Source organism: Rhodococcus sp. MSC1_016 (genome assembly GCF_023667485.2).
GTDB classification, from domain to species: domain Bacteria; phylum Actinomycetota; class Actinomycetes; order Mycobacteriales; family Mycobacteriaceae; genus Rhodococcus_F; species Rhodococcus_F oxybenzonivorans.
Genome location: NZ_JAMOZI020000001.1, coordinates 20,643 through 42,866 on the forward strand (window position 1 = coordinate 20,643; position 22,224 = coordinate 42,866).

The window sequence follows — 22,224 nt, forward strand, 5'->3', positions numbered from 1 at the left end:
CATGACACCGAACGGCAGGGACGATTCTGCGGTCGCGTTGCAGAGAATTGCCGCAGCGGCGGGCCCGGGGCAGCACGTGCACCCAGATGTCGCGGGCTTCTGGGAATCGCTGCGCGACGGATATCTGTCACTGCAACGCTGTAGTGAATGCGCGATCATACGGTTCCCCCTCTCGACCAACTGCCCGCATTGTCTGAGCGGCGAGTACAAGTGGGAGCCTCTCGACCCGCACGGCACGGTGAACGTCGCGATCCGCGTTCACAAGGCCGTAACGAACCTGCCTGCGAGTGGTGCCAGTCTTCCCCAACCCTGGCACAGCATGGCGCCTTACCTGACGGGTGCAGTCGACATGGACGCCGGGGTCCGACTGCCTGGCCGGATCCTGTGTACCTGTGACCGAGCATTGACGCCGGGCACTTCGGTGCGAGCGATCTTGCTCGACACCACGGACGGGGCCACCGTCTACGGATTTGCGCACGGATGTATCGAAAGCGACAAGGAGATTTGATGAGTGTCAACGAGGTGTCGTTTTCGGCATCACAGGGATTCTCGATCGGGATTGACGTAGGCGGAACGTTCACCGACCTCGCCTGCGGTGACGGCGAGTCGTTGTGGCGTGCCAAATCCCCGACGGACCCTCAGAATTTCGGGCGCGGAGTGCTGGGAGCATGCCGGCTCGTGGCCGACCAGATCGGTCTGGACCTCGGTACTTTTCTGAACAAGGTTGAGCGTTTCGGCCTGGGAACCACGGCGGTGACCAATGCGCTCGTGGAGAAGCAGGGAGTCAAAGCCGGGCTGCTCACCACAGCCGGGTTCGAAGACACCATCGCCATGGCACGGTCTCGCCGAGTCTCCAGTGAGGGCTACCTGGTCCCGCCGTGGAGCCCCATTGAACGATCAGCGGTAGTCGGCATTCGAGAGCGCGTGGATCGCGACGGAAAAGTCCTGCAGCACGTCGATCTGAACGACGTTCGAGCGGCCGTCACCGAGCTCATCGAAACGCACCAGATCGAGGCGCTCGCAGTGTCGTTCCTGTGGTCGTTCAAGAACTCGGAGAACGAGCGGTCGGTGGTCGGGTTCCTCCGTGAGGAATTCCCCGACATTCCAGTTTTCAGCGGCGTCGAGTTGCACCCGAGTATCCGGGAATACGAGCGGACGCTGGTTGCCGCGGTGAATGCTGTCATGAGCAAGGCCCTCGATGGGATCGAGGCGCTCGCGCAGGAGTTGGCCGACAGCGGTCTGCGTGTTCCGCTTCTCCTTCTGCAAACCAGCGGTGGGACGGTCACCCTTGCCGAGGCACGCCGTTCACCCGTCATCCTGGTTGCGTCCGGACCTGCGGCCGGCGTCATGGCCGCGGCGGAAGTGTGTGCCGATGAGGGCATCACCGACGCCATCTGCGGTGACATGGGAGGGACGAGCTTCGACCTTGCGGTCATCGCGGGGTCGCTCCCACAGCGTTCCGAGCGCGGGGAGCTGCACGGGATGATTCTCGCGCAACCGAGGATCGACACCTTGTCCATCGGCTCGGGTGGCGGGTCCATCGCATGGGTCGACGGGCGCGGACTACTACGGGTCGGGCCGCGCTCGGCGCGGGCATGGCCGGGGCCCGCCTGCTATGGCAACGGCGGAAAAGACGCCACGATCACCGATGCGCTGGTGGTACTCGGTTACATCGACCCGAGCAGCTTTGTCGGGGGCACGATGACCCTCGACCGCGACGCTGCCCTGAAGGTCTGCGGGACGCTCGGAGAGTCGCTCGGCCTGTCCGCAGAAGCGACGGCCTGGGGCATCCGCGAGATCGCACTTGCCGAGATGACCAAGGCAACCCGTCTCCATGCGGGCGCGAGTGGTCTGGACCCACGCACCCTCACCCTTATTTCTTATGGCGGCAGCGGCGGGCTGTTCACGGCGAGTATCGCGGCAGAGGCGAATATTCCGCGAGTGGTCGTGCCTCCGGCGGCATCGGTCCTGTCCGCATTCGGTGCGGCGTCGGCCGACGTGCGACGGCAGCGGATCAAGTCAGCGGACGTGTTGCTCGACAGGGCCGATGCGGAAGAGATCGGTGCCGAACTCGAGAAGCTCGGCGTGGGCGTCGCCAAGGACGTCGGTGACGACGGAGTGCCCGAGCAGGATCGCGTCGTGACCTACGACGTCGGCGTTCGGTTCTTCCGGCAGACGTCCGAGGTATCGGTTCCACTCGAAACCGCAACTTTCGACCAGGATGCCATCCGCACGGCATTCCTCGAGCAGTACGCCGCCCGCTACGGAGTGGGTGCCATCGGCAGGGACGCACAACTGGAGGTGACATTCCTCCGTGCCGTGGCGACCGGACGGTTGCCACGCGCGACATTCCCGATCGACCGCGCATCGCGGACCGGTGGCGCCGTAGAACCTTCGTCTCACCGCACGGTGTTCCTGGATCGTGATGGCAGTGAGCAGGTCCCCTGCTACCGCACCCCCGACTTGATTCCCGGAGATCGCATCGATGGCCCGGCCCTTGCCGACGACGTCGACACCACAGTCTTCATACCTCGCGGCGCCACACTCGTGGTTGGTGAGCGACGCTCTCTTCGATTGGATGTGAATTTCGATGCAGCTTGACAACATCGCGGTGGAGGTTCTGCGACACCAGCTCGAGGCGTTCTGCGGTGAGGGTGCCGCAACAATCAAACGCACGGCGGTGAGTCCGCTGGTGGTCGAAGGTGGTGACTACTCGTGCACCCTGCTCGATGCCCGAGGAAAGTTGGTGACCGGAGGGGGCCACATCGCGTACCACTTCTACGCGGCCACCAACGCCATCGCAGGTGTGTTCATCGAACACGGTGACAACATTTCCGACGGGGATGTTTTCTTGGCCAACGACCCCCACCGGGGCGGCGGGCTCCACGCGCAGGACGTGTTCATCATGAAGCCGGTGTTCGCACAGGAACGCTTGGTTGCGTGGATGGCGAATTCTTCGCACCTTGTGGACGTCGGGGGAATGGCACCCGGGTCCTTCGCGCCGAACGCGACAGATTGCTTTCAGGAGGCCATCCGGCTTCCGGCTGTCAAGGTCACCGCAGGCGGCGTGGAACAGCGCGACACCTGGAACATCCTTCTCAACAATGTCCGCATGCCCCGCCTCGTGGAGATGGACATCCGAGGGCTCATGGCGGGGGTCGACGTCGGGGCCACAAAGCTGCGGGAGCTGGCAGAGCGAATTGGTGCCGACGCCCTCCAAGACGGCTTCGACGAGCTCAACCGTCGTACGGAAGAGGCGCTACGACGCGAGATTGCGCGCATCGAAGACGGGGTCTACCGGTCTACCAGTTGGACGGAGTGGAACGACGAGAAGTTCCGTATTCCCTGCACCACCACCGTCGACGGCGATTCCATCCGATTCGATTTCACCGGTACCGCGCCTCAGACACCACACTTCTTCAACTCGAAGGAGTACATCATCAAGGGCAAGATCGGTGTCGAACTCCAACGTCTGATCGGACAGGAACTTCCTCTCAACCAGGGGTACTACGACGCGGTCGACGTCTATTGTCCGGTCGGCAGCATGCTCAACTGCACGCATCCGGCGCCGGTGGGAGCGGCACATCTCGCGGCCTCGCATGATGCAAGTGAGGCCGCGCTGCGCACCTTCCATCAGGCGGTCGCCGCTTCACCGGACAGCCCGAGCCGTCCATACCTGTCCAGCTCCCAGACGATGTCGGCGAACGCCGTCGTGACCTTCTCCGGAAGGGGGCTCACCGGCGCGACGGACTCGTGGATCATGATCGACGGCACTGCGGTCGGCTCGCCTGCAGGCAACGATCGTGACGGAACCGACTTCAACTTCTATCTGGTCGGTAAGCAGGCTGCCATTCAGACCAACGACGTGGAGGTCACCGAGTCCTGGTACCCGCTGCGCTTCGAGTACCGGCGCCGCTCTCAGGGCGTCTCGGGGGCCGGCCGGTACCGCGGCGGCAGAGGAGTCGATTTCGCCTTCACCGTCGACGGTTCTCCGGAACTGACCGGGTCCAGCATCGGCGGGCACGGGCTTATCCCGATGCCCGGCAGTGCCGGTGGGGTGCCCGGACGTCCCACGTCGATCGAACTGATCGACCCCGACGCCGGCGCCACCCCGATCGGAACGCTCACACAGGGATTCCACCTACCGGAAGGGCACAGCTATGCCATCAAGGCCGCCGGTGGCGGTGGCTGGGGCGACCCCCTCGATCGGGAGGTCGCGGCAGTCCTGGCTGATGTAGAGGCGGGTCTGATCACCGCCGAACAGGCGAGTGATGTGTACGGCGTCGATGTTTCGGACGGGTCCACCACTCGGCGTGCCGAACTCCTGAAGCAGCGTCTGGCGGAGGCGCGTCCTCCGGTGACCACACCGGATCAGCGAGTAGCGGAAGAACGTGCGTCGAGTCGAGCACTTCCGATTGCACCGGGTATCGAACAGCGAGGCCGCTTCGCCGTAAGTGTCCGTTCAGGTGCGATTCTGGCGCAGGCGCCGACGCATTGGAGCGATGGATGTCCGGTACTGGTGGAATCGGTGAACGAAGGCGTCGAAACTCGAAAGTACCTCGATCCCGGAACTGGCCACATCCTCCACACCGAGGTCGCCACGACGGACGAGCCGAGGAGCTTCGAATCGAGTCCGGCGCGCTGGCTCAATTCGGCTGACGAACAGGATAACTGAGATGGACAAGAAGGTCATCGTCGTCGGGGGAGCCAGCGGGGTAGGCGCGGCCTGCGTGCGTTCTCTGGCCGCGGCCGGTGCCTCGGTTGTATCGCTCGACCGCTCCGAGGAGGCGGGCCGGGAGGTGGCAAGACAGGCCGGCCAACGCTTTCGGCTGTGCGACGTCACGGACCGTGACCAGGTGTTCACTGCCGTCGACGGAGCGGCAGCCGACATGGGAGGGCTCGACGCGTTGGTTCACGTCGCAGGCATTCTGGTGCAGGGGCCGGCCGAGGAAGCGACGGATCAGGATTGGGCGCGCGCCATGGACATCAACGGGCGTGGCCCGATGCTGACCAATCAGGCAGCCCTTCCGCACCTCAAGAAGGGCGAACGGAGCAGCATCACGAACTTTGCGTCGTCGGCTGCATTGACTGCGTACCCGAATGGCGCGGTATACGCAGCCTCGAAGGGCGCAGTGACGGCGTGGACCCGGACGATCGCGGTCGAATGGGCGCAGTTCGGAATCAGGGCGAACGTGGTCCACCCGTCCGCGGCGACGTCGATGGTTGAGCAGCACCTCAGCAAGATGAACGACGAGGAGAAGGCCTCCTACGCTGAAATGATGCGGCAGAAGGTTCCGCTGGGCGGCAAGTTCGGAGACCCGGATCGAGATATCGCACCGGTCATCACTTTCCTGGTGGGTGACGGTGCACGGTTCATGACCGGTCAGAATGTTGCCGTCAATGGCGGCTACTACATCTGACCTATCGGGTAGCGCAACGCATTTGCGGTGGCGTCCAGGGAATGGCCCTGGGCGTCACCGCTCTTGTCGTGGTGACGGGCGCCGGTCGGCCGCGCGAGCATTCGAGCCTGCCACACTAAAAAGTCGGGCCCTTCCCGATTCCGAGATGCCGTATGCAGCTACGTCTCGAATCCGGAAGGGCCCGACTTTCGGTCTTGCGTGTTCGTTGAATCGGCCGGTGAGCGAACAATCAGGCGGGGATGGCCTCAGCCTCTGTGCCGGCAGATCGAGTGGCCGCGATGCTGCGCTGGGCCACCTCGGCGAGATGTTCACTCTCGTCTCCCAACAGGAGGCGGTCGACCTTGGACCGCCGCCAGTACAGGTGTGCGTCATGCTCCCAGGTGAAGCCGACGCCGCCGAGCACGTGGATGAGGGTCTCACACGCCGTCTGGAAGGTGTCGGCACAGTAGGCCTTCGCGGCTGACGCCGCGATCGGGAGCTGGTCCGGCGCGTTGTCCGCAGCCCACGCTGCCCACCAGACGAGGGACCGAAGTTGATTGACGGCAATCCAATCGTCGACCAGTCGGTGCTTGACCGCCTGGAACCCGCCGATCTCCCGCCCGAAAGCCTTGCGGACCTTGGCGTGTTCGACACCGAGTTCGACGACGCGGTCGGCGGCACCGAGCCCCTCGGCTGCGAGGACCACGCAGGCAACCTGTTTGGCTCTTGCCCAACGGTCGCGGGCATCGGGACGGATGATCTCCGACGACGTCAAGTCGACGTCGCCGAGACCACGCGTGGCGTCGATGGGCTCACCGGGAGTCACCACACCCTGTCCGAGGACGAGATCGTCTCCGTCGAGGGTGAGAAAGTGAGTGGCGCCGACGACATCCATCGACGGAGTCGAACGAGATGGGGAGCCATCGAGCACCGCGACCGCCATGCGTCCCTCGCTGATGGCTCGTAGGCGGTCGGTATCCCCCTCGAGGAGAACGGCGATCCGCGCCGCCGAGGCGAGGGACGGCCCGGCAAGTTGGCGGCCGGCTTGTTCCGCGACCAGCGCCATGTCGAGCAGGTCTGCCCCGATGCCTCCGGCTTCCTCGGGGATCGTCAGAGAGGAAAATCCCAACTCGGCAAGCATCTTCCGGCCGGGTGCCGCTTCCTCGCCCGGCTTGTCGAGCAGTGCCCGGGCGCACTCCGGCCCGGCGTGCTCGGTGAAGAAGTCACGGGAGTGTTCGGCGAAGTTTCTCTGTTCGTCGTTGATATCGAAATTCATCGGTGCCTTACCTGCTCTCGGCTTGCGTCGTGGTGGCGGGAGTGCGATCCGGTGCGAGCCCCAGCACGCGCTCGCCGAGGATATTGCGGAGAATCTCATCGGCACCGCCGGCGAGCGCAATGCCCGGGGTCGAGGCTTGAGACGTCGCCCAGCGCCAGTCGCCCTCACCGGAGCGCGCCAATACGGCCTCGTCGCCGAGTAGGCGCTGGCCGAGATCCGCGGTTGCGTGTGCCACACGGACTGCGGTCAGCTTCCCGGCGCTGGCTTCGGGACCTGGGCGGCCGCCCTTTTCCATGCTCGTCTGCAGGCGGTAACCGGTATATCGCGCCGCCAAAGATTCGACCAGGACTCTGCCGAGTGCTTCGACCGCAAGGACGCGCCGGTCGTTGCTGAGCTGGGGGAGTTTCTCCGCCGCATGCGCGACGAGGGCGTCACTGCGGACGCCGAGCTCGCCGCCGCCGCCGCCCACTGCCATCCGCTCGTTCATCAGCGTGGTGAGTGCGACGCGCCACCCGTCGTCGACGTCGCCGAGACGCTCCGAATCGTCTATCACGACGTCGTCCAGAAATACTTCGTTGAAGCTTTGGTGACCATTCATTTGGCGAAGCGGTCGGACGGTGACCCCATGCGCTTGCATATCGAGGACGAACATCGTCAGGCCGCGGTGCTTGGGGGCGTCCGGGTTGGTGCGGCACAACAGTATCCCGTAGCGGGAATGCTGCGCGAGTGTGGTCCACACCTTCTGTCCCTGTATGTGCCAGCCGTCGTCTCGACGCACCGCTTTCGTCCGCAGGGCCGCCAGATCGCTGCCGCTTCCGGGCTCGCTGAAGAGCTGGCACCACAGATCATCGGCGCGCAGTAGTCGGCGAATGTAGCGTTGTTTTTGGTCCTCGCTGCCGTGGCGGAGCACCGTGGGCCCGCACATGCCCAACCCGACGTGTCCGATCGGCCCGGCGACTCGGGCCCGGTGTAGCTCTTCGTTGATGACAGCCTGCTGGGCGTTCGTGCCACCTCCGCCACCATAGGCTTCCGGCCACGTCAGGCCGATGAGACCTCCGTCGAAAAGCACAGCCTGCGTTCGTCGAAGCGCGTCGATCCTGTCTGTTCCCGGCTCCTCGAGGTAGGCGCCGTCACCGTGGGCGAGTTCGCCGTCGTGTTCTGTGAGGAACTTGCGTACCGAAGCCCGTAGGCGGGCTTGATCAGGGGTGTCGTCAAAGTCCATGGATTGTCTCTCTGATGCGTGAGCGCAGCCGGTGAGGACGGCAAGCGCGGTACGGCTGCCGCGGCCTCGTGGCTCGATTGCCGGGCTGTGCCGGATGCGCCGGAAAAATGTGGTGCCTGTAACAGTCATAGCGCACCAGGGCCGTGAAGTGAAGTAAAATCTTTGTTGGTTGACAAATTAAAACTTTCCGGCATGCTGAATCCATGAAAAGCGGACGGTCGACGGCGACCGAGCAGGAGGTGATCTCGTGAAGAAGTACGGCCACTGGATTGGCGGTGCCGAACGCGTCCCGGACGGTGGGGAGCGACTTTCGTCGACGTCACCGTGGACGGGTTCTACTGTTGCCGAAATCGCGGCAGGAGACCGTTCCGACGTCGAGGCGGCGGTCGAGTCCGCATCGGCCGCCTTCGCTGCCTGGAAGTCTCTCAAGCCGGGTGCACGCGGACGGGTGATGGCCGACATCGCCGACGGCCTGCGGGCCGAGCGGGAGTTGCTCGCCCAGCTCGAAGGCGAGGAGGCCGGAAAGCCTGCCGCCCAGTCGCTGCGTGAGATCGACGCTGCAGCAAGCTACTTCGATTTCTACTCCGGGCTGGCCAACATCCCGTCAGGCGAGGTGATCGATCTCGGTCCGGGCAGGCACGGGTATACGACCCACGAGCCGTACGGCGTCATCGGGGTGATCACCCCGTGGAACGCACCGCTCAATCAGGCGGCACGTGCAGTGGCACCCGCGTTGCTGGCGGGCAACGTGGCGGTGGTCAAGCCGTCGGAATTCACCTCGGCGACCACGCTCGAACTTGCTCGTATCGCGACCGCGGCAGGTCTCCCGGACGGCGTGCTCAACGTCGTGACGGGCACCGGTCAGGGGGCGGGACAGCCGCTGGTCGAGCACCGCGACGTCCGCAAGGTGGCTTTCACCGGTTCGCTACGAGCGGGTCGGGAGATCGGGCGGATCGCCGCGGATCGAGTACTGCCCCTGACACTCGAACTCGGCGGCAAATCGGCCAACATCGTCTTTGCCGACGCGGATCTGCCCGAGGCTGCAGCGGGCGCAGTACGGGCGTTCACGGCGAACGCCGGCCAGATCTGCAGTGCCGGCACCCGTCTGTTGGTGGCCGAGGAGATTCACGAAAAATTCGTCGCTCTCGTGCTCGAAGAGGTCGAAAAGGTGCGGCCGGGGGAGTCCTACGGCCAGATGACCACGCAAGACCAATTCGAGAAGGTGCAGTCGTACTTCGAGGTCGCCCGCGAAGACGGTGCGACCCTGGCTGCCGGTGGTGCCGCGACGGGTGAGGGATGGCTGATCGAACCGACCGTCTACACCGACGTGACGAACACGATGGCGATTGCCCGCGAGGAAGTCTTCGGGCCGGTGTTGGCCGTCCTCCGGTTCAACACCGAGGACGAGGCCATTTCGATCGCGAACGATTCGGAGTTCGGACTCGCCGCCGGGGTATGGACCGGCGATGTCGCGCGGGCCCACCGCGTTGCGTCTCAGTTGGAGGCGGGCCAGGTCTATGTCAACGACTGGCTGGCGGGTCTCGTCGAGGGTCCGTTCGGTGGCGTCAAGAGCAGTGGATACGGAAGAGAGAAGGGTATGGAGGCATTGCGGCATTACACGCAGACCCGGTTCGTGGTGGTGAAGCTGTGAGCGCTCAGTTCCCGCCGCTGGAGGCGGAGTACGTCGCCCTACAGGAACGCGCCCGTGACCTGGCCGACCTCTGTCTATCGCACGCCGATCACGCCGACGAGAGCGATTCGGTGGATACCGAGATTCTCAAGCTCTTGAAGGACAGCGGCTTGGCGGCGGTGCAGGTTCCGGCCGCGTACGGGGGCCACTTCGAGAGCCCTGACTCGCTCGCCGTGACAATCGTGCGTGAGCAACTCGCGGCGTCCTCGAGCCACCTCGATTCGCTTTTCGCGATGCAAGGCATCGGGAGCTATGCCATCGCAGTGGGCGGCTCCGACGAGATGAAAGAGTATTGGCTCCCGCGAGTTGCCGAGATGGACGCGATTGCCGCATTGGCACTGACCGAGCCGGACGTGGGATCAGACCTCAAGGCGCTGAGCACCACGATCACGGCCGACGGTGACGACCTCGTCGTGAACGGCACGAAAAGCTTCATCACCAATGCGGGCGATGCGAGTTACTACTGTGTGCTCGGCAAGGAGAACACTGCAGACGGGGTGGGCTACTCCCTGGCGTTAGTGCCTGCCCATACTCCGGGAGTCACGACAAGCCGGCCCCATCAGATCATCGCTCCACACGTGTTGGGCGACATCGTGTTCGACGAGGTCCGCGTGCCGAGCTCGCATCGGCTCGGCGTCCCCGGCAGAGGTTTCGCGCTCGTGCTCGCCACGCTGGCCACCTTCCGGGTGTCGGTGGCCGGTGCTGCCATCGGTACTGCTCAGGCGGCACTCGACGACGCGCTCGGGCACACCACCGGTCGCCAACAGTTCGGCACACCATTGGCACGTCTCGGTCCGGTACCTCAGATGCTGGCGATGTCGTGGACCGAGATCGAGATGGCGCGCACGTTCACTTACCAGGTTGCCCGCGCCGCTGCCTCCGACCCCACCGGCAGTCTCCACCTGTCATCGATGGCCAAGATCGGCGCGACCGAGGTCGCCGGCCGTGTTGTGGACCGCAGTGTTCAGGTCATGGGTCGGTTCGGCCTGATTCGTGGGTCTCGGATCGAACGTCTCTACCGGGCAGCACGCCCGATGCGTGTGTACGAAGGCGCAACAGAGGTTCTCCTCGATTCGCTGTCGAAGAAACTCATCAAGGAGTATTCCAGTGATCATTGATGCTCACTGCCACGTGTGGCCGGACGAGATCGCTCGTAAAGTACTCGCCGACAGACCTGTTGGCTTGGATCCGGTTCACGACGGCACGCTGGACGGACTGCGGCGCACGATGGACGCCGCCGGTATCGATATGGCGATGACCCTCGCGGTTGCCAACGTCGGTAAAAACGTCTGGCGCACTAATGAATTCGTCGGAAAGGTCGACCGCTCGCGGTTTGTTCCCTTCGGCACAGTCCATCCCGACCTGTCCGTGGAAGAAAACCTCGTCGCTCTGCGGGACAACGGTGTGGTCGGGGTGAAGTTGCATCCACTGTTCCAGTCCGTGGCCTTCGCCGATTCCCGCACCCGTGAAATTCTCACCGCACTGGCCGAGAACGACATCCCGGTCATCGCGCACGTCGGTTCCGGCGGGGACGCGCATCAAAACGAGCGGGGGGCGCCGAAGGACTTCCATGCGATGTTGACCGCGGTCAAGGGTCTGCGTCTCATCGCCGCCCACTACGGCGGCTACCAGGTTCTCGATGAGGCCGAGCAGTGGTCGGTCGGAACGGATGTCCACCTCGAGACATCGTGGCCGCCGAGCATGGGGACATTGCCCCAGGAGCGGATCAGAAACATCATTCGCCGCCACGGGGCCGATCGCGTCGTCTACGGATCGGACTGGCCGATGACCGACCCTGCAACAGAAATCGCCGCCATCAAGGCACTCGGCCTCACCGCAGAGGAAGAGAGCGGGATCTTGGGCGGGAACCTCGCGCGGCTGCTGCGGATCGCGCCGACAGCAGCCGGATAGATCCACTGGTTCGGTATTTCGCCTGACTATCGGTCCGGCGGCCCGTCCATTTCGATTCCACCCACGACCTTCCTGGAGCTTTCCGTGACAACGGACACCGACATCGAGCAACCGTTGCTCGTTTCCGACAACAATGGCGTGCGTACCATCACGCTGAACCGGCCTGCGGCACGCAATGCGGTCAATCTGGAAATGGCCACAGCGATCGATGCGGCATTGACCGAGTTCGATGACCGCCGCGACCTCGCTGTCGCGGTCCTGGCCGCGAACGGCCCCACATTCTGCGCCGGTATGGACCTCAAAGCGTTCCTGCGGGGCGAGCGACCGCTCACGCCGCGGCGCGGGTTCGCCGGTATTGCGCAGGAGCCGCCTCGCAAGCCCATCATCGCGGCGGTCGACGGTCCCGCTGTCGCGGGTGGCTTCGAGATCGTCCTCGCCTGCGACATGATCGTTGCCGCGGAGAACGCCTTCTTCGCGCTGCCTGAAGTCAAGCGTGGTCTCGTTGCCGCCGGAGGCGGATTGCTGCGCCTGCCTGGGCGTCTGCCCTACGCCCTTGCGATGGAACTGTCGCTGACCGGAAGGCAGATTTCGGTGAGCGAAGCCGAGCGCCTCGGCCTGGTCAACAGGATGGTGGCACCGGGTACCGCGGTTGAGGCTGCCCTCGAACTCGCCGGCGAAGTGGCCGCCTGCGGGCCACTGGCTGTGGCGGCGACGAAGCGGATTTTGCAGGACAGTCCGGGTTGGCCGGCGGGTGAGGCATTCGAGCGGCAGTCCGAGCTGACTGCGCCGGTGCGGTCCTCGGCGGATGCAAAGGAGGGCGCGCTCGCCTTCACCGAGAAGCGTGCACCGGTATGGACGGGCTCGTGAGCCGTCACCGCGTATCCGAACGAGAGAGGAAGACGACATGGACCTGAACCTGACCGACCGCGGGGTCATCGTCACCGGCGCGAGTAAGGGCCTGGGACGAGCCGCGGCACGGGCGCTGGCTGCCGAAGGCGCGAATGTCCTGGCTGTGGCGAGGACTGAAGCCAGCCTGAAAGAGTTGGCAGCGGAGAAATTCGCTGGGACCATCCGTCCCCACGTGTGCGACATGCGCGACCGTGATCAGGTCGCAGCGCTTGCCACGGTCGCCGTGGACCAACTCGGAAGTCTCGACGCCGTTGTCAACAACGCGGGTATCGCTCCCGCGGCAAACTTTCTCGAGATGGACATGTCGCTCTTCGACGAGACCATGGAGGTCAACGTCGCCTCCATTGCGGTGCTCTCGCAGGCCGCCGGGCGTCACTTCGTCGAGCGGGGGAAGGGTGGCCGCATCATCAACGTCGTGTCGACCTCGGGCATCCTCGGCAAGGCAACGCTGGCCGCGTACTCGGCGTCCAAGGGTGCGGCAATTCAGCTGACCAAGGCGCTTGCGGCCGAGTGGGCTCGGCACAACATTCAGGTCAATGCCATCGCGCCCGGAGCTTTTGCCACCGAGGCCCAGTCGTTCGTCACCGGCAACCCGGACGTCCTGGCCAAGCGAGTGCGAAAGATTCCGGCCAGGCGAATGGCGGAGCCGGACGAGATCGGGCCGTTGGTCTGCTACCTCTCATCGTCGGCTTCGCAGTTCGTGTCCGGGGCCGTGTACGTCATCGATGGAGGCGAGACAGCGAAGCAGTAGCACTTCGCTGTGCAGTAGAGGCGGGTGTTGTCGTGAGTCACCGCCATACATGGTTATTTAATTGTTGGTTGACAGACAAAGACAAGCAGGGAGCAAGAATATGAGAGATGCGGTGATCGTCGATGCCGTCCGCACACCGATCGGCAAGCGGAATGGAGCGTTGGCGGACATCCACCCCGCCGTCATCTCCGCCACGGTGCTGCAGGCATTGGCTGAGCGCAACAGCCTCGATCCAGCTTCTGTCGATGACGTGATCTGGGGGTGCGTGAGTCAGGTATCCGAGCAGGCCAGCAACATCGGCAGGAACGCGGTACTGGCGGCCGGCTGGCCCGAGACCGTCCCTGCGACGTCGGTGAACCGGGCATGCGGATCCAGTCAGCAGGCAGTCAGTTTCGCGGCGGCCGGGGTCATCGCGGGACACTACGACTTCGCCGTGGCCGGTGGCGTGGAATCGATGACCCGGGTCCCGATGGGCAGCGCGGCGCAGGGAGGCCAGCCTGCACCTGCTGTCCTGCTCGAGCGGTACGGCGTCGAAGGTTTCAACCAGGGAGTCGGGGCCGAGATGATCGCCGAGCGGTGGGGGATGTCCCGCACGGAACTCGACGAGTACTCGCTGCGGTCTCATCGGCTGGCCGCCGAGGCCATCGACGCCGGCGCATTCGACTCCCAACTGATCTCACTCGGTGGCTTGGAATCCGACGAAGGCGTGCGACGGAGTGGCACGCTGGAGAAACTGGCAACGCTCCCTACCCCGTTCAAGAGCGACGGTGTCGTCTCGGCAGGCAACGCTTCGCAAATCTCGGACGGTTCCGGCGCCCTGCTGCTGACCACCTCCGAGATCGCCCGGGCGAGTGGAATGAAGCCCCTCGCCCGCATTCACACTGCGGTGGTGGCCGGCGACGACCCGGTGATCATGTTGACCGGCCCCATTCGGGCCACCGAGCTGGCACTGAAGAAGTCCGGACTCTCGATCGACGAGATCGGCGCTTTCGAGGTCAACGAGGCGTTCGCACCGGTACCGCTGGCCTGGCTCGCCGAGACCGGAGCCAAGGAAGACCGTGTGAACCCACTCGGCGGAGCCATCGCTGTCGGTCATCCTCTCGGCGGATCAGGGGCCATACTGATGACCCGTCTCGTGCACCACATGCGCGACAACGGAATTCGATATGGCCTGCAGACGATGTGTGAAGCCGGCGGTCTCGCTAACGCGACGATCCTCGAGTTGCTCTGACGCGTTACCGGTCGGCAATTCGCGGCAGATGACAATCCCACTCGCCCCTGATGCACAGGGCGAGATGTAAGGGCAGCGCTTGCGGCGCCACCCACCACAAACTCACGGAGGAGAACAGCATGCAGGTGAAAGGATCCGTCATAGCGGTGACGGGCGGAGCGTCGGGCCTCGGCCTGGCCACGGCGCAGCGTCTGGTCGACGCAGGCGCAAAGGTCGCGTTGGTGGACCTTCCCGGTTCCAACGGCGACACCGCGGCAAAAGAGCTCGGTGAGAACGCGATCTTCACGCCGGGTGACGTCACCGATGAGAAGTCCTTCGCCGAGGCCCTCGACGCTGCGGACCAATGGGGACCACTGAAGGGTCTGGTGCATTGCGCAGGCTCCGGCCGCAGGCTTCGCTTGCTCGACAAGGAGGGTAACCCGGGCTCACTCGAAGATTTCGAGTTCGTCATCAAGCTCAATCTGGTCGGCAGCTTCAACGCGCTGCGGCTCGGCGCGGCGCGCATGGCCAAGCACGAGGCGATCGACGGGGAACGCGGCGCGATCATCATGACCGCCTCCGTGGCGGCATTCGAGGGCCAGATCGGGCAGATTCCGTACACCGCATCCAAGGCGGGAATTGTGGGCATGACGCTCACTGCCGCTCGCGACCTGGCCAGCAAAGGGATCCGCGTCTGCGCAATCGCGCCCGGCATCATGGACACGCCGCTCCTCGGTCGGCTCCGCGAGGACGTCCGGCAGAGCCTGGCGGCCAGCGTTCCGAACCCGCAGCGTCTCGGCACACCGGACGAGTTTGCCCACCTTGCGAACCACATCCTGGAGAACGCCTACCTCAATGGCGAGACAATCCGTCTCGACGGTGCTCTTCGCATGGCACCCCGCTAGGCCGGCAGATCGCTGATTTCGAGAACACCGTTCAAGACGGCGTGGGGACAATTCTGTTGAATCGTCCCCACGCCGAGAGCGCGTCGTAGCCGCCGTGAACGGTGGTGGGCGCCCGGGATGGACATGGCCCTGATGTGCGCGCGTCGCCGTCAGCGGCGACGAACGCCATCGTTCCAAGGCAGATGAAGACAGGTGCAATCATGAACACACACGATCCGGTGGTCCTCACCTCCGCTCAGGGCGTCACAACGATCACGCTGAACCGGCCGGAGCGGAAGAACGCTGTCGACGAATCGATGTGGCGAATGCTCGCGGAGATGCTTCGGAGCGTGCGCAACGACGCCGATACTCGGGTGGTCGTCCTGCAAGGTGCAGGCGGGGCCTTCTGCGCGGGCGCCGATGTTGCCAAGAGCAAACACGACGAGCATCCCATTCCTCGTCTGCGGCGCATCGGAGACGTCGCGCTCGCGCTCTTCGAGCTTCCGATGCCCGTGATCGCCAAAGTGGACGGGGTGGCTGCAGGGGCCGGATGCAATATGGCCTTGGCCTGCGATTTCGTAGTTGCGTCCAGCCGGGCTCGGTTCAGCGAAATATTCGTCCGCCGCGGACTTTCACTTGATTTCGGAGGCTCGTGGCTGCTACCGCGGGTCGTCGGTCTCCAGCAGGCGAAACGGTTGTCGTTGCTCGCCGAGGTCATCGATGCGGACGAAGCGCACCGCCTCGGGATGGTGACCTGGGTACGACCGCCTGATGACCTCGACGATTTCGTCGCCGTTCTCGCGCAGCGGATGTCGGCGATGCCCCCGATCGCCCTCGAGCAGACGAAGAGACTGCTCAACGAAGGGGTAGGAATCGATCTACCGACCGCACTTCGCAACGAAGCTGCTGCCCAGGCAGTAAACTTTGCTACCGAGGACGCGCCCGCCGCGTTCCGTGCGTTCCTGGACAAGTCGGATCCTCCTGCATACACCGGCCGTTGGGCCGTACGCTGATCGGGCGCAGCCGAAATCGGAAACCCTCCACTCCTTCGAGTGGAGGGTTTCTGACGTCCGCAGCGATCCGGTCGAGCGTGTTCGCGTCAGGACACGTCGGGCTCGTTCGCACTCGCCGCACTCCAGTCCGCGAGAATGTCATCGGCACTGACGGCGTGACTCGGAGGCCGTTCCGGAGTGCTCGTCCCGGTACGGGAAAACCGGGGTGCCGGGGTGGGTTGGACAATGCCACCCATGTTTTCGACAATGCGGCGGGCGACAACGTGCTCGTGGCGGCTGGCCTCGTCGAAAGACAATACGGGCGTCACGCACGCGTCGACCGATCCGAAGACGTTCTCCCAGTGGCGGCGCGGTTCGGCGAGGAAGGCCTCGGTCAACCGGGCTCGGATCGTAGGCCATCCGGCTCGGTCGTGTTGGCCGGGCAGGTCTTCTCCCGCCAAAGATGTACCTTCGAGCAGTCGTTGGTAGAACTGGGGCTCAACGGCTCCGACCGCCATGTAACCACCGTCCGCGCATTCGTAGGTGTCATAGAACGGTGCGCCACCGTCGAGGAAGTTCTCTCCACGGTTGATATTCCAGGCGCCTCCGCCGTACATCGACCACAGCATATGCGCGAGGTTGCTGGCACCGTCGATCATCGCGGCGTCGATGACCTGGCCGTTCCCTGATCGTTCCCGCTCCCACAGCGCAGCCAGAATGCCGATCAGGAGGTATGTCGAGCCGCCGCCGTAATCGCCGATGAGGTTCAGCGGCGGTACCGGCCGTTGTCCCGCGCGGCCCACAGCGTTGAGGATACCTGCGATCGACAGGTAGTTGATGTCGTGTCCCGCCCGGTTCGCGAGCGGACCATCCTGTCCCCAACCGGTCATCCGTCCGTAGACGAGGCGAGGATTTACCGCGTGGCATTCCTCGGGCCCGAGGCCGAGCCGCTCGGCAACGCCGGGCCGATATCCCTCGATGAGCACATCGGCCTGTTTCACCAGCTCCACAACGGTTGTCCGGTCAGCGCCGGACTTGAGATCGGCAACTATGACGCGTCGTCCACGCAACTGCTCATTGCGGCCTTGGGTCCCCAGGCCGAATGGCGCGTCCCGACGTTCGACTCGGACTACGTCGGCGCCGAGATCCGCAAGGATCATGCCGGCATGCGGGCCGGGGCCGATGCTGGCCAATTCGATGACCCTGATACCTGCCAAAGGTCCTGACATGACATACCTCAATCCACCTGCAGGCGTCGACCTCACAGGCTCGAGTAGGGGTGGTGAAACTGGGTTCCGCCTGCGGGGGCCTCAGGCGGGCAGACGGGCGTCGTAAAGGTCGCTCCCGGTCGGCCTGTCTGCGACGGCGAGGTTCCGGACGACTTGGTCTATGAACGCGGTGAGGACGGCGCCGGAGTCGATGCCATCCGGGTCCAGCTTCCACAGGTATCCGACGCCTCGCAGCTGCGTGACTACCATCGCGGCCTGTTGATCAGGGTCTATGCCGGCCCGAATCGAGCCATCCTCGAGGCCGCTTCTGATGTAGGTAGCGACGCGAGATCGCTGATTTTTGTGGAAAGCCACGAAACGGTCCCGTAGTTCGGGAACCGGGCCGACGGCCTCGAAGATCAAGGCGTAGAGGGTACTCAACGAACGAGGGCTCTTCTCGTACGAGTTTTTGATCTCGGTCAACATCACTCGTAACGCGTCGAGGCCGGTCAAGTCGTGTAGTTCCGGCTCGACTTTTTCCACGTCCCAGCGCACCACGATCTCCTCGACGAGAGCTTCGAGTAGTTTCGCCTTGGATCCGAAACGAGCGGTCGCGAGGCTGCGGCTGTATCCGGCGCGCTCGCCGACCGTCGCAAGCGTCATCGACTGATAGCCGCCTTCGGCGACGAGTTCGGCTGCGGCCCGGAGGAGGAGACGGGTGGAACGTTCGGACCGTACCTGATGTCCGTTGAGCGTCGGCTGATCTTCCATCTCTCAATCCTAGTTTGTCGACCAAAAAGAATCTGAGTTTGGGGTTGACCTGGTTCAGCTGGCCAAGGGCGGTGTCCTAAGGCTATGGCAGTCATCGAAAGGGGGTGGGAGGCAGAAGCCGATCGGAGACCAGGCGTTGCATGATTTCGGAGGTGCCTTCGAATATTTTCGTCAGACGTGCGTCGCGCCAATAGCGTTCGATCGGGAAGTCCGTGGTGTACCCGGCGCCCCCATGAATCTGCAGGGCTTCCGAAGTCACCCGTTCGGACATCTCTGCTGCTGCATATTTCACCATCGCGGCCCGCATATCGGACGCCTCACCGCCATCGATGTCGGCGGCCACTTCGTACATCAACGCGCGGCACGTCTCGATCTCCGTCGCCATTTTCGCAATTTTGAATCGGGTCGCCTGGAAGTCGCCGATGGAGTGTCCGAACTGCTCTCGCTCCTGTACGTATTTGATCGAGTCCTCGAGCGCACCACGTGCCAGCCCGATGGAGCGCGCAGCAGTGTGGACGCGTGGCGTCAACATTCCAGCGGCAACGCGCTTGAAACCTTGATCGGGGCTTTTCGGATCCTGCTCATGGCCTAGGAGTGCGTCGTCCGGCACGAAGCAATCATCGAAGGACAACTCGAACGTATGCCAGCCGTGATAACCGATCTTTCGGACGGCCGTGCCCGTACAACCTTTCGGGAACTCGCCTCGATTCTTGTACGCGATGAATCGGCGAACACCCTTGTGTCGGTTCTCGGGGTCGTATGGTTCGGTCCGCGCGACCACGATGATCCCGTCGGATTGGTCGGCGAATGTACACCACATTTTCTGTCCGTTGATCACCCAACCACCCTCGACCTTGTCGGCCCTGGTGCGGATGGACGCAATGTCGGACCCGGCACCGGGCTCACTCATCGCGAATGCACCCAGCCATTCGCCCCGCGCTGCGCGTGGGAGGATCTCCGCGCGCTGGGTCGGGTCCAGAGCAGAAGCGACGCCTGAGCGCGTGATGATGCTTGCCACGCTCATCCACGCGCGGGCAAGCTCTTCGGTGATCAGTGCGTACTCGAAGACGCCGAGGCCAAGGCCGCCGTGTTCTTCCGGGATCAGGACTCCGAAGAACCCGAGATCCGCCATCTTGGTACGAAGCGAGTCGGGGATCAGCCCGTGCTTCGGATCGAGCTCGTTCGCCACCGGGAGGACTTCGCGCATGGCGAAATCGCGGGCCATCTGCTGGATGGCTTCGCGCTCATCGGTCCGGTAGGCGAACGGAATTCTCGGTCGCGGATCGGCCAGTGGACGGTTCACGAAGAGCCCCAATCATAGTTAGTCAACTAGCAATGTATCGCAGGGTAGCCGTTGTGCCGGTGTGCGGCAAGTGTTGGGCCGCGCCGCAGCGAGGGGGAAGTTTGTAGGTTGACAACCAAAGTTCCTTGGCTGACGATTGCTGTGATGCGCGCCACGCCCGCACACGCTCCGGAACGGTTCCGGGCGGACGTAAGAGGCTGCGCCCTGCCGAAACCCCCATCGCTCTGACACCAGAGGACTAACACGTGCCTATGTCTCCCACGCTGGATGCCCAGCACATCATCGATAACGCGCCGCTGTCCTTCGTGCAGCGCAGGGCGATCGCGATGATCATGGCGGTATCTTTCTTCGACGGTTTCGATGCCCTCATCATGGCCATCACTGCGCCTTCGATAGCTGAGGAATGGGGTACGACTACGGCGAGTCTTACGCCCGCGATAGTCGCATCACTCCTTGGAATGATCGTTGGCGCTGTACTTTTGGCCCCGCGAGCAGATCACTATGGTCGACGACCGCTGCTGATTGCCGGAGTTGCCATCTTCGGGGCGATGACGCTCTGTGCTGTCGCCGCACAAAGTATCGAGCAGATAATTCCATTGCGATTCCTTGCTGGCATCGGGCTCGGGGCTGTCATTCCGAATAGTTACGCCTACGGCGCGGAGTACGCCCCGAAGCGGATACGCGCTACCGTAGTCACGATCGTCGGTGCGAGCAGTGCCGCGGGTGGATTCCTCGGCGGTCTGCTGGCCAGTGCCGTGATGCCCTCCCTAGGATGGCGGTCCGTTTTCCTCATCGGAGGATTGTTTCCGCTTCTGCTGATCCCGGCCCTCCTGCGTTGGCTCCCGGAAACTGTGCAGTTCTTGACGCTCAGGGGCAAGCACGATCAGGCACGATCGATCCTGCGATCGGTGGACGCGCGAGCCGTTGGTTCCTTCGCTGCACCACTGACTGTGCCACTCTCGCGCGAAGGCACCAAACCTTCGATGAAATTGCTCTTCACGCGGCATTTGGCGCCGGTAACGCTGTTGCTCTGCGTGGTGTTTTTCAGCGCGGTGCTCTTGATTCTCTTCCTTATGTCGTGGATACCGTCCGTCCTCAAAGACGCTGGTTTCTCGACTGGGCAAGCCGTCTTTGCATCTTCGATTTGTAACCTGGGTGCGATGGTCGGTGGAGTCGCTCTGGGCGCCCGGATCGACCGTAGTAAGTCTCCCTACCGCGTCCTGAGCCTTGCCTTTCTCGTTGCCGGTATCGCGATTGTGGTGACTGCCCTGTCGCTTGGTTCCTTGGTCGTACTGATGATCTCCCTGTTCGTCGTGGGCGCGTGCGCAATCGGTACTCAGATGTGCGTCAATGCGGTGGCAACCGAGGTTTATCCCGCTTGGTTGCGGGCGACAGGTATGGGCTTTCTCTCCGCGGTCGGACGTGTCGGATCGGTGGTCGGACCGTCGATAGGCGGAGCGCTTTTGGCGGCTCAGTTGCCGGCTAGAACGATTTTTCTGCTTGCCGTGATCCCCGCGATCGTTGCTGCGGTCGGGATGGGTGTCGTGGGGGCCGTCGCAACGAGCCGCCGACGCATTCAGGCACCTGCCGATGCGCTGGAACAGTCGGACCTGGTGGAGGCCGAGGAGAACTCAGGTTCGGGAAGCCGTAATCGGTAAGACCGAGCACATCCAACCGCTGCGACGATAAACCCGCAGGCGAGCAGCGTTTGACAAAGTTAGTTATTCGACCAACAATTCTGGCACGACGGTTGCCAAGCCAAGCGAAAGAAGGCCAGTTGATGACCGATGCAGCGCGTCCCCGCCGTTCCGCTCTCTACGTTCCGGGGAACAACTCACGCGCCCTGGAGAAGGCCGCGGGTCTGCCAGCTGACGTGGTGATTCTCGACCTCGAGGACGCCGTCGGTGACGATGCGAAACCCGCCGCGCGCGACAGAGTGTGCGACATCGTGCGCTCTGGCGTGCTGCGACCTCGTGAGGTGGTGATCCGCGTCAACGGGCTCGGCACCGAGTGGCACGAAGACGATATGGCGGCAGTCGCGCAATCTGGTGCCGATGGTGTTCTGGTGCCCAAGGTCGGTTCCGGTGATGATGTCCGCGCTCTTGTGGGGGAGCTGGAGGCCGCAGGCGCCGACAATCAGACGACCCTCTGGCTGATGATCGAGACTCCCGGTTCTTTCTTGCATGCCGAGGAGATCGCTGCGGCCAGCGATCGTGTCTCTGTGCTGGTTATCGGTACCAACGACTTGATCAATGATCTCCACGCGTTACAGCGTCCTGGACGGGCGCCTGTCATGACGGCGTTGTCCTTGGCTGTTCTGGGTGCCCGATCGGCGGGAAGGGTGATCTTGGATGGGGTTTTCAATGACATAGGAGACGGGGACGGCTTCATCGCCGAAGCTCGCCAGGGGCGGGAGATGGGTTTCGATGGCAAGACGGTGGTGCATCCTTCTCAGATCGGACCCGCTAACTCGGCTTTCGGACCGTCTCCAGAGGAGGTCGAATACGCTCGTACGGTCGTCTCGGCCTACGAGAATGCCAGAGCTGCCGGAGACAGCGTCATCACGGTGGACGGAAGAATGATCGAAAGTTTGCACGTGAGGGACGCGCAGCGAATTCTGACTCTCGCAGCGCGGATCGACGAGCTGACCGATCTCGATCTCGCTCGCACCTGACGCGCGCCTCGAACGAAACCGGTA

The 22,224-nt window shown here is 63.7% G+C and carries 19 protein-coding genes; 14 read left to right on the forward strand and 5 right to left on the reverse strand.

Annotated elements, in window-relative coordinates; genetic code table 11:
- The first annotated feature begins 1 nt into the window (after position 1).
- From L1080_RS00090 to L1080_RS00105, 4 genes are read left to right on the forward strand one after another with little or no spacing between them, the layout of a single operon-like run.
- The gene (locus L1080_RS00090) at positions 2 to 508 is read left to right on the forward strand and encodes a Zn-ribbon domain-containing OB-fold protein (RefSeq protein WP_250772511.1); all 507 of its coding nucleotides are present in this window, start codon (positions 2 to 4) and stop codon (positions 506 to 508) included.
- The gene (locus L1080_RS00095; protein ID WP_250772509.1) at positions 508 to 2,601 is read left to right on the forward strand and encodes a hydantoinase/oxoprolinase family protein; all 2,094 of its coding nucleotides are present in this window, start codon (positions 508 to 510) and stop codon (positions 2,599 to 2,601) included. The genes L1080_RS00090 and L1080_RS00095 overlap by 1 nt, the downstream gene beginning before the upstream one ends.
- Complete coding sequence (locus L1080_RS00100) at positions 2,591 to 4,675, forward strand: hydantoinase B/oxoprolinase family protein (protein ID WP_250772506.1); 2,085 nt, start codon at positions 2,591 to 2,593, stop codon at positions 4,673 to 4,675. The genes L1080_RS00095 and L1080_RS00100 overlap by 11 nt, the downstream gene beginning before the upstream one ends.
- Position 4,676: 1 nt before the next feature.
- A complete protein-coding gene (locus L1080_RS00105; protein WP_250772504.1) occupies positions 4,677 to 5,420 on the forward strand; it encodes an SDR family NAD(P)-dependent oxidoreductase in 744 nt (247 codons plus the stop codon).
- Between the two features lie 229 nt (positions 5,421 to 5,649).
- Here the strand turns inward: L1080_RS00105 and L1080_RS00110 are convergent, their stop codons facing one another.
- Positions 5,650 to 6,675 (reverse strand): acyl-CoA dehydrogenase family protein, encoded by a 1,026-nt coding sequence (locus L1080_RS00110; RefSeq protein WP_250772502.1) that lies wholly within the window; start codon positions 6,673 to 6,675, stop codon positions 5,650 to 5,652.
- Between the two features lie 7 nt (positions 6,676 to 6,682).
- A complete protein-coding gene (locus tag L1080_RS00115; RefSeq protein ID WP_159924303.1) occupies positions 6,683 to 7,897 on the reverse strand; it encodes an acyl-CoA dehydrogenase family protein in 1,215 nt (404 codons plus the stop codon).
- Positions 7,898 to 8,144: 247 nt separating this feature from the next.
- Between L1080_RS00115 and L1080_RS00120 the strand changes: the two genes are divergently transcribed.
- The 8 genes from L1080_RS00120 to L1080_RS00155 all read left to right on the forward strand — a co-directional run bounded on the left by L1080_RS00120 (position 8,145) and on the right by L1080_RS00155 (position 16,265).
- Positions 8,145 to 9,548: an aldehyde dehydrogenase family protein gene (locus L1080_RS00120; protein ID WP_236603229.1), complete on the forward strand. Its 1,404-nt coding sequence runs from the start codon at positions 8,145 to 8,147 to the stop codon at positions 9,546 to 9,548.
- On the forward strand, positions 9,545 to 10,705 hold the full coding sequence (locus L1080_RS00125) for an acyl-CoA dehydrogenase family protein (RefSeq protein WP_250772500.1): 1,161 nt from the start codon (positions 9,545 to 9,547) through the stop codon (positions 10,703 to 10,705). The genes L1080_RS00120 and L1080_RS00125 overlap by 4 nt, the downstream gene beginning before the upstream one ends.
- Positions 10,695 to 11,498, forward strand: coding sequence for an amidohydrolase family protein (locus L1080_RS00130; protein WP_250772497.1), 804 nt, complete (start codon positions 10,695 to 10,697; stop codon positions 11,496 to 11,498). Before L1080_RS00125 ends, L1080_RS00130 begins: the two co-directional genes overlap by 11 nt.
- An 84-nt stretch (positions 11,499 to 11,582) precedes the next feature.
- Positions 11,583 to 12,365: a crotonase/enoyl-CoA hydratase family protein gene (locus L1080_RS00135; protein ID WP_250772495.1), complete on the forward strand. Its 783-nt coding sequence runs from the start codon at positions 11,583 to 11,585 to the stop codon at positions 12,363 to 12,365.
- A gap of 37 nt (positions 12,366 to 12,402) precedes the next feature.
- Positions 12,403 to 13,158 (forward strand): SDR family NAD(P)-dependent oxidoreductase, encoded by a 756-nt coding sequence (locus L1080_RS00140; protein ID WP_250772493.1) that lies wholly within the window; start codon positions 12,403 to 12,405, stop codon positions 13,156 to 13,158.
- A gap of 100 nt (positions 13,159 to 13,258) precedes the next feature.
- Positions 13,259 to 14,389 carry a thiolase family protein gene (locus tag L1080_RS00145; RefSeq protein WP_250772491.1) on the forward strand — a complete coding sequence of 377 codons (1,131 nt, stop codon included), beginning with the start codon at positions 13,259 to 13,261 and terminating at the stop codon, positions 14,387 to 14,389.
- Positions 14,390 to 14,508: 119 nt separating this feature from the next.
- On the forward strand, positions 14,509 to 15,273 hold the full coding sequence (locus L1080_RS00150) for an SDR family NAD(P)-dependent oxidoreductase (RefSeq protein WP_159924311.1): 765 nt from the start codon (positions 14,509 to 14,511) through the stop codon (positions 15,271 to 15,273).
- 200 nt (positions 15,274 to 15,473) lie between these two features.
- Positions 15,474 to 16,265 (forward strand): enoyl-CoA hydratase/isomerase family protein, encoded by a 792-nt coding sequence (locus L1080_RS00155; RefSeq protein ID WP_250772488.1) that lies wholly within the window; start codon positions 15,474 to 15,476, stop codon positions 16,263 to 16,265.
- A gap of 86 nt (positions 16,266 to 16,351) precedes the next feature.
- Here the strand turns inward: L1080_RS00155 and L1080_RS00160 are convergent, their stop codons facing one another.
- From L1080_RS00160 to L1080_RS00170, 3 genes are all read right to left on the reverse strand, one after another.
- Positions 16,352 to 17,473: a CaiB/BaiF CoA transferase family protein gene (locus tag L1080_RS00160; RefSeq protein WP_250772485.1), complete on the reverse strand. Its 1,122-nt coding sequence runs from the start codon at positions 17,471 to 17,473 to the stop codon at positions 16,352 to 16,354.
- 81 nt (positions 17,474 to 17,554) lie between these two features.
- On the reverse strand, positions 17,555 to 18,223 hold the full coding sequence (locus tag L1080_RS00165; protein ID WP_159924317.1) for a TetR/AcrR family transcriptional regulator: 669 nt from the start codon (positions 18,221 to 18,223) through the stop codon (positions 17,555 to 17,557).
- A gap of 91 nt (positions 18,224 to 18,314) precedes the next feature.
- Positions 18,315 to 19,526, reverse strand: a complete 1,212-nt coding sequence (locus L1080_RS00170) for an acyl-CoA dehydrogenase family protein (protein WP_250772483.1) — start codon at positions 19,524 to 19,526, stop codon at positions 18,315 to 18,317.
- Between the two features lie 251 nt (positions 19,527 to 19,777).
- On the opposite strand from L1080_RS00170, the gene L1080_RS00175 reads away from it, so the two are divergent.
- Both L1080_RS00175 and L1080_RS00180 read left to right on the forward strand, forming a co-directional pair.
- On the forward strand, positions 19,778 to 21,184 hold the full coding sequence (locus L1080_RS00175; RefSeq protein ID WP_250772481.1) for an MFS transporter: 1,407 nt from the start codon (positions 19,778 to 19,780) through the stop codon (positions 21,182 to 21,184).
- Positions 21,185 to 21,306: 122 nt separating this feature from the next.
- On the forward strand, positions 21,307 to 22,200 hold the full coding sequence (locus L1080_RS00180) for an HpcH/HpaI aldolase/citrate lyase family protein (RefSeq protein ID WP_250772478.1): 894 nt from the start codon (positions 21,307 to 21,309) through the stop codon (positions 22,198 to 22,200).
- The last annotated feature ends 24 nt before the right edge of the window (positions 22,201 to 22,224 follow it).

Excerpts from the sequence above, each read along its gene's own strand:
- L1080_RS00090 (WP_250772511.1), top strand. The coding sequence starts at position 2 with ATGACACCGAACGGCAGGGACGATTCTGCGGTCGCGTTGCAGAGAATT.
- L1080_RS00095 (WP_250772509.1), top strand. The coding sequence starts at position 508 with ATGAGTGTCAACGAGGTGTCGTTTTCGGCATCACAGGGATTCTCGATC.
- L1080_RS00100 (WP_250772506.1), top strand. The coding sequence starts at position 2,591 with ATGCAGCTTGACAACATCGCGGTGGAGGTTCTGCGACACCAGCTCGAG.
- L1080_RS00105 (WP_250772504.1), top strand. The coding sequence starts at position 4,677 with ATGGACAAGAAGGTCATCGTCGTCGGGGGAGCCAGCGGGGTAGGCGCG.
- L1080_RS00110 (WP_250772502.1), bottom strand. The coding sequence starts at position 6,675 with ATGAATTTCGATATCAACGACGAACAGAGAAACTTCGCCGAACACTCC.
- L1080_RS00115 (WP_159924303.1), bottom strand. The coding sequence starts at position 7,897 with ATGGACTTTGACGACACCCCTGATCAAGCCCGCCTACGGGCTTCGGTA.
- L1080_RS00140 (WP_250772493.1), top strand. The coding sequence starts at position 12,403 with ATGGACCTGAACCTGACCGACCGCGGGGTCATCGTCACCGGCGCGAGT.
- L1080_RS00145 (WP_250772491.1), top strand. The coding sequence starts at position 13,259 with ATGAGAGATGCGGTGATCGTCGATGCCGTCCGCACACCGATCGGCAAG.
- L1080_RS00150 (WP_159924311.1), top strand. The coding sequence starts at position 14,509 with ATGCAGGTGAAAGGATCCGTCATAGCGGTGACGGGCGGAGCGTCGGGC.
- L1080_RS00155 (WP_250772488.1), top strand. The coding sequence starts at position 15,474 with ATGAACACACACGATCCGGTGGTCCTCACCTCCGCTCAGGGCGTCACA.
- L1080_RS00160 (WP_250772485.1), bottom strand. The coding sequence starts at position 17,473 with ATGTCAGGACCTTTGGCAGGTATCAGGGTCATCGAATTGGCCAGCATC.
- L1080_RS00165 (WP_159924317.1), bottom strand. The coding sequence starts at position 18,223 with ATGGAAGATCAGCCGACGCTCAACGGACATCAGGTACGGTCCGAACGT.
- L1080_RS00175 (WP_250772481.1), top strand. The coding sequence starts at position 19,778 with ATGTCTCCCACGCTGGATGCCCAGCACATCATCGATAACGCGCCGCTG.
- L1080_RS00180 (WP_250772478.1), top strand. The coding sequence starts at position 21,307 with ATGACCGATGCAGCGCGTCCCCGCCGTTCCGCTCTCTACGTTCCGGGG.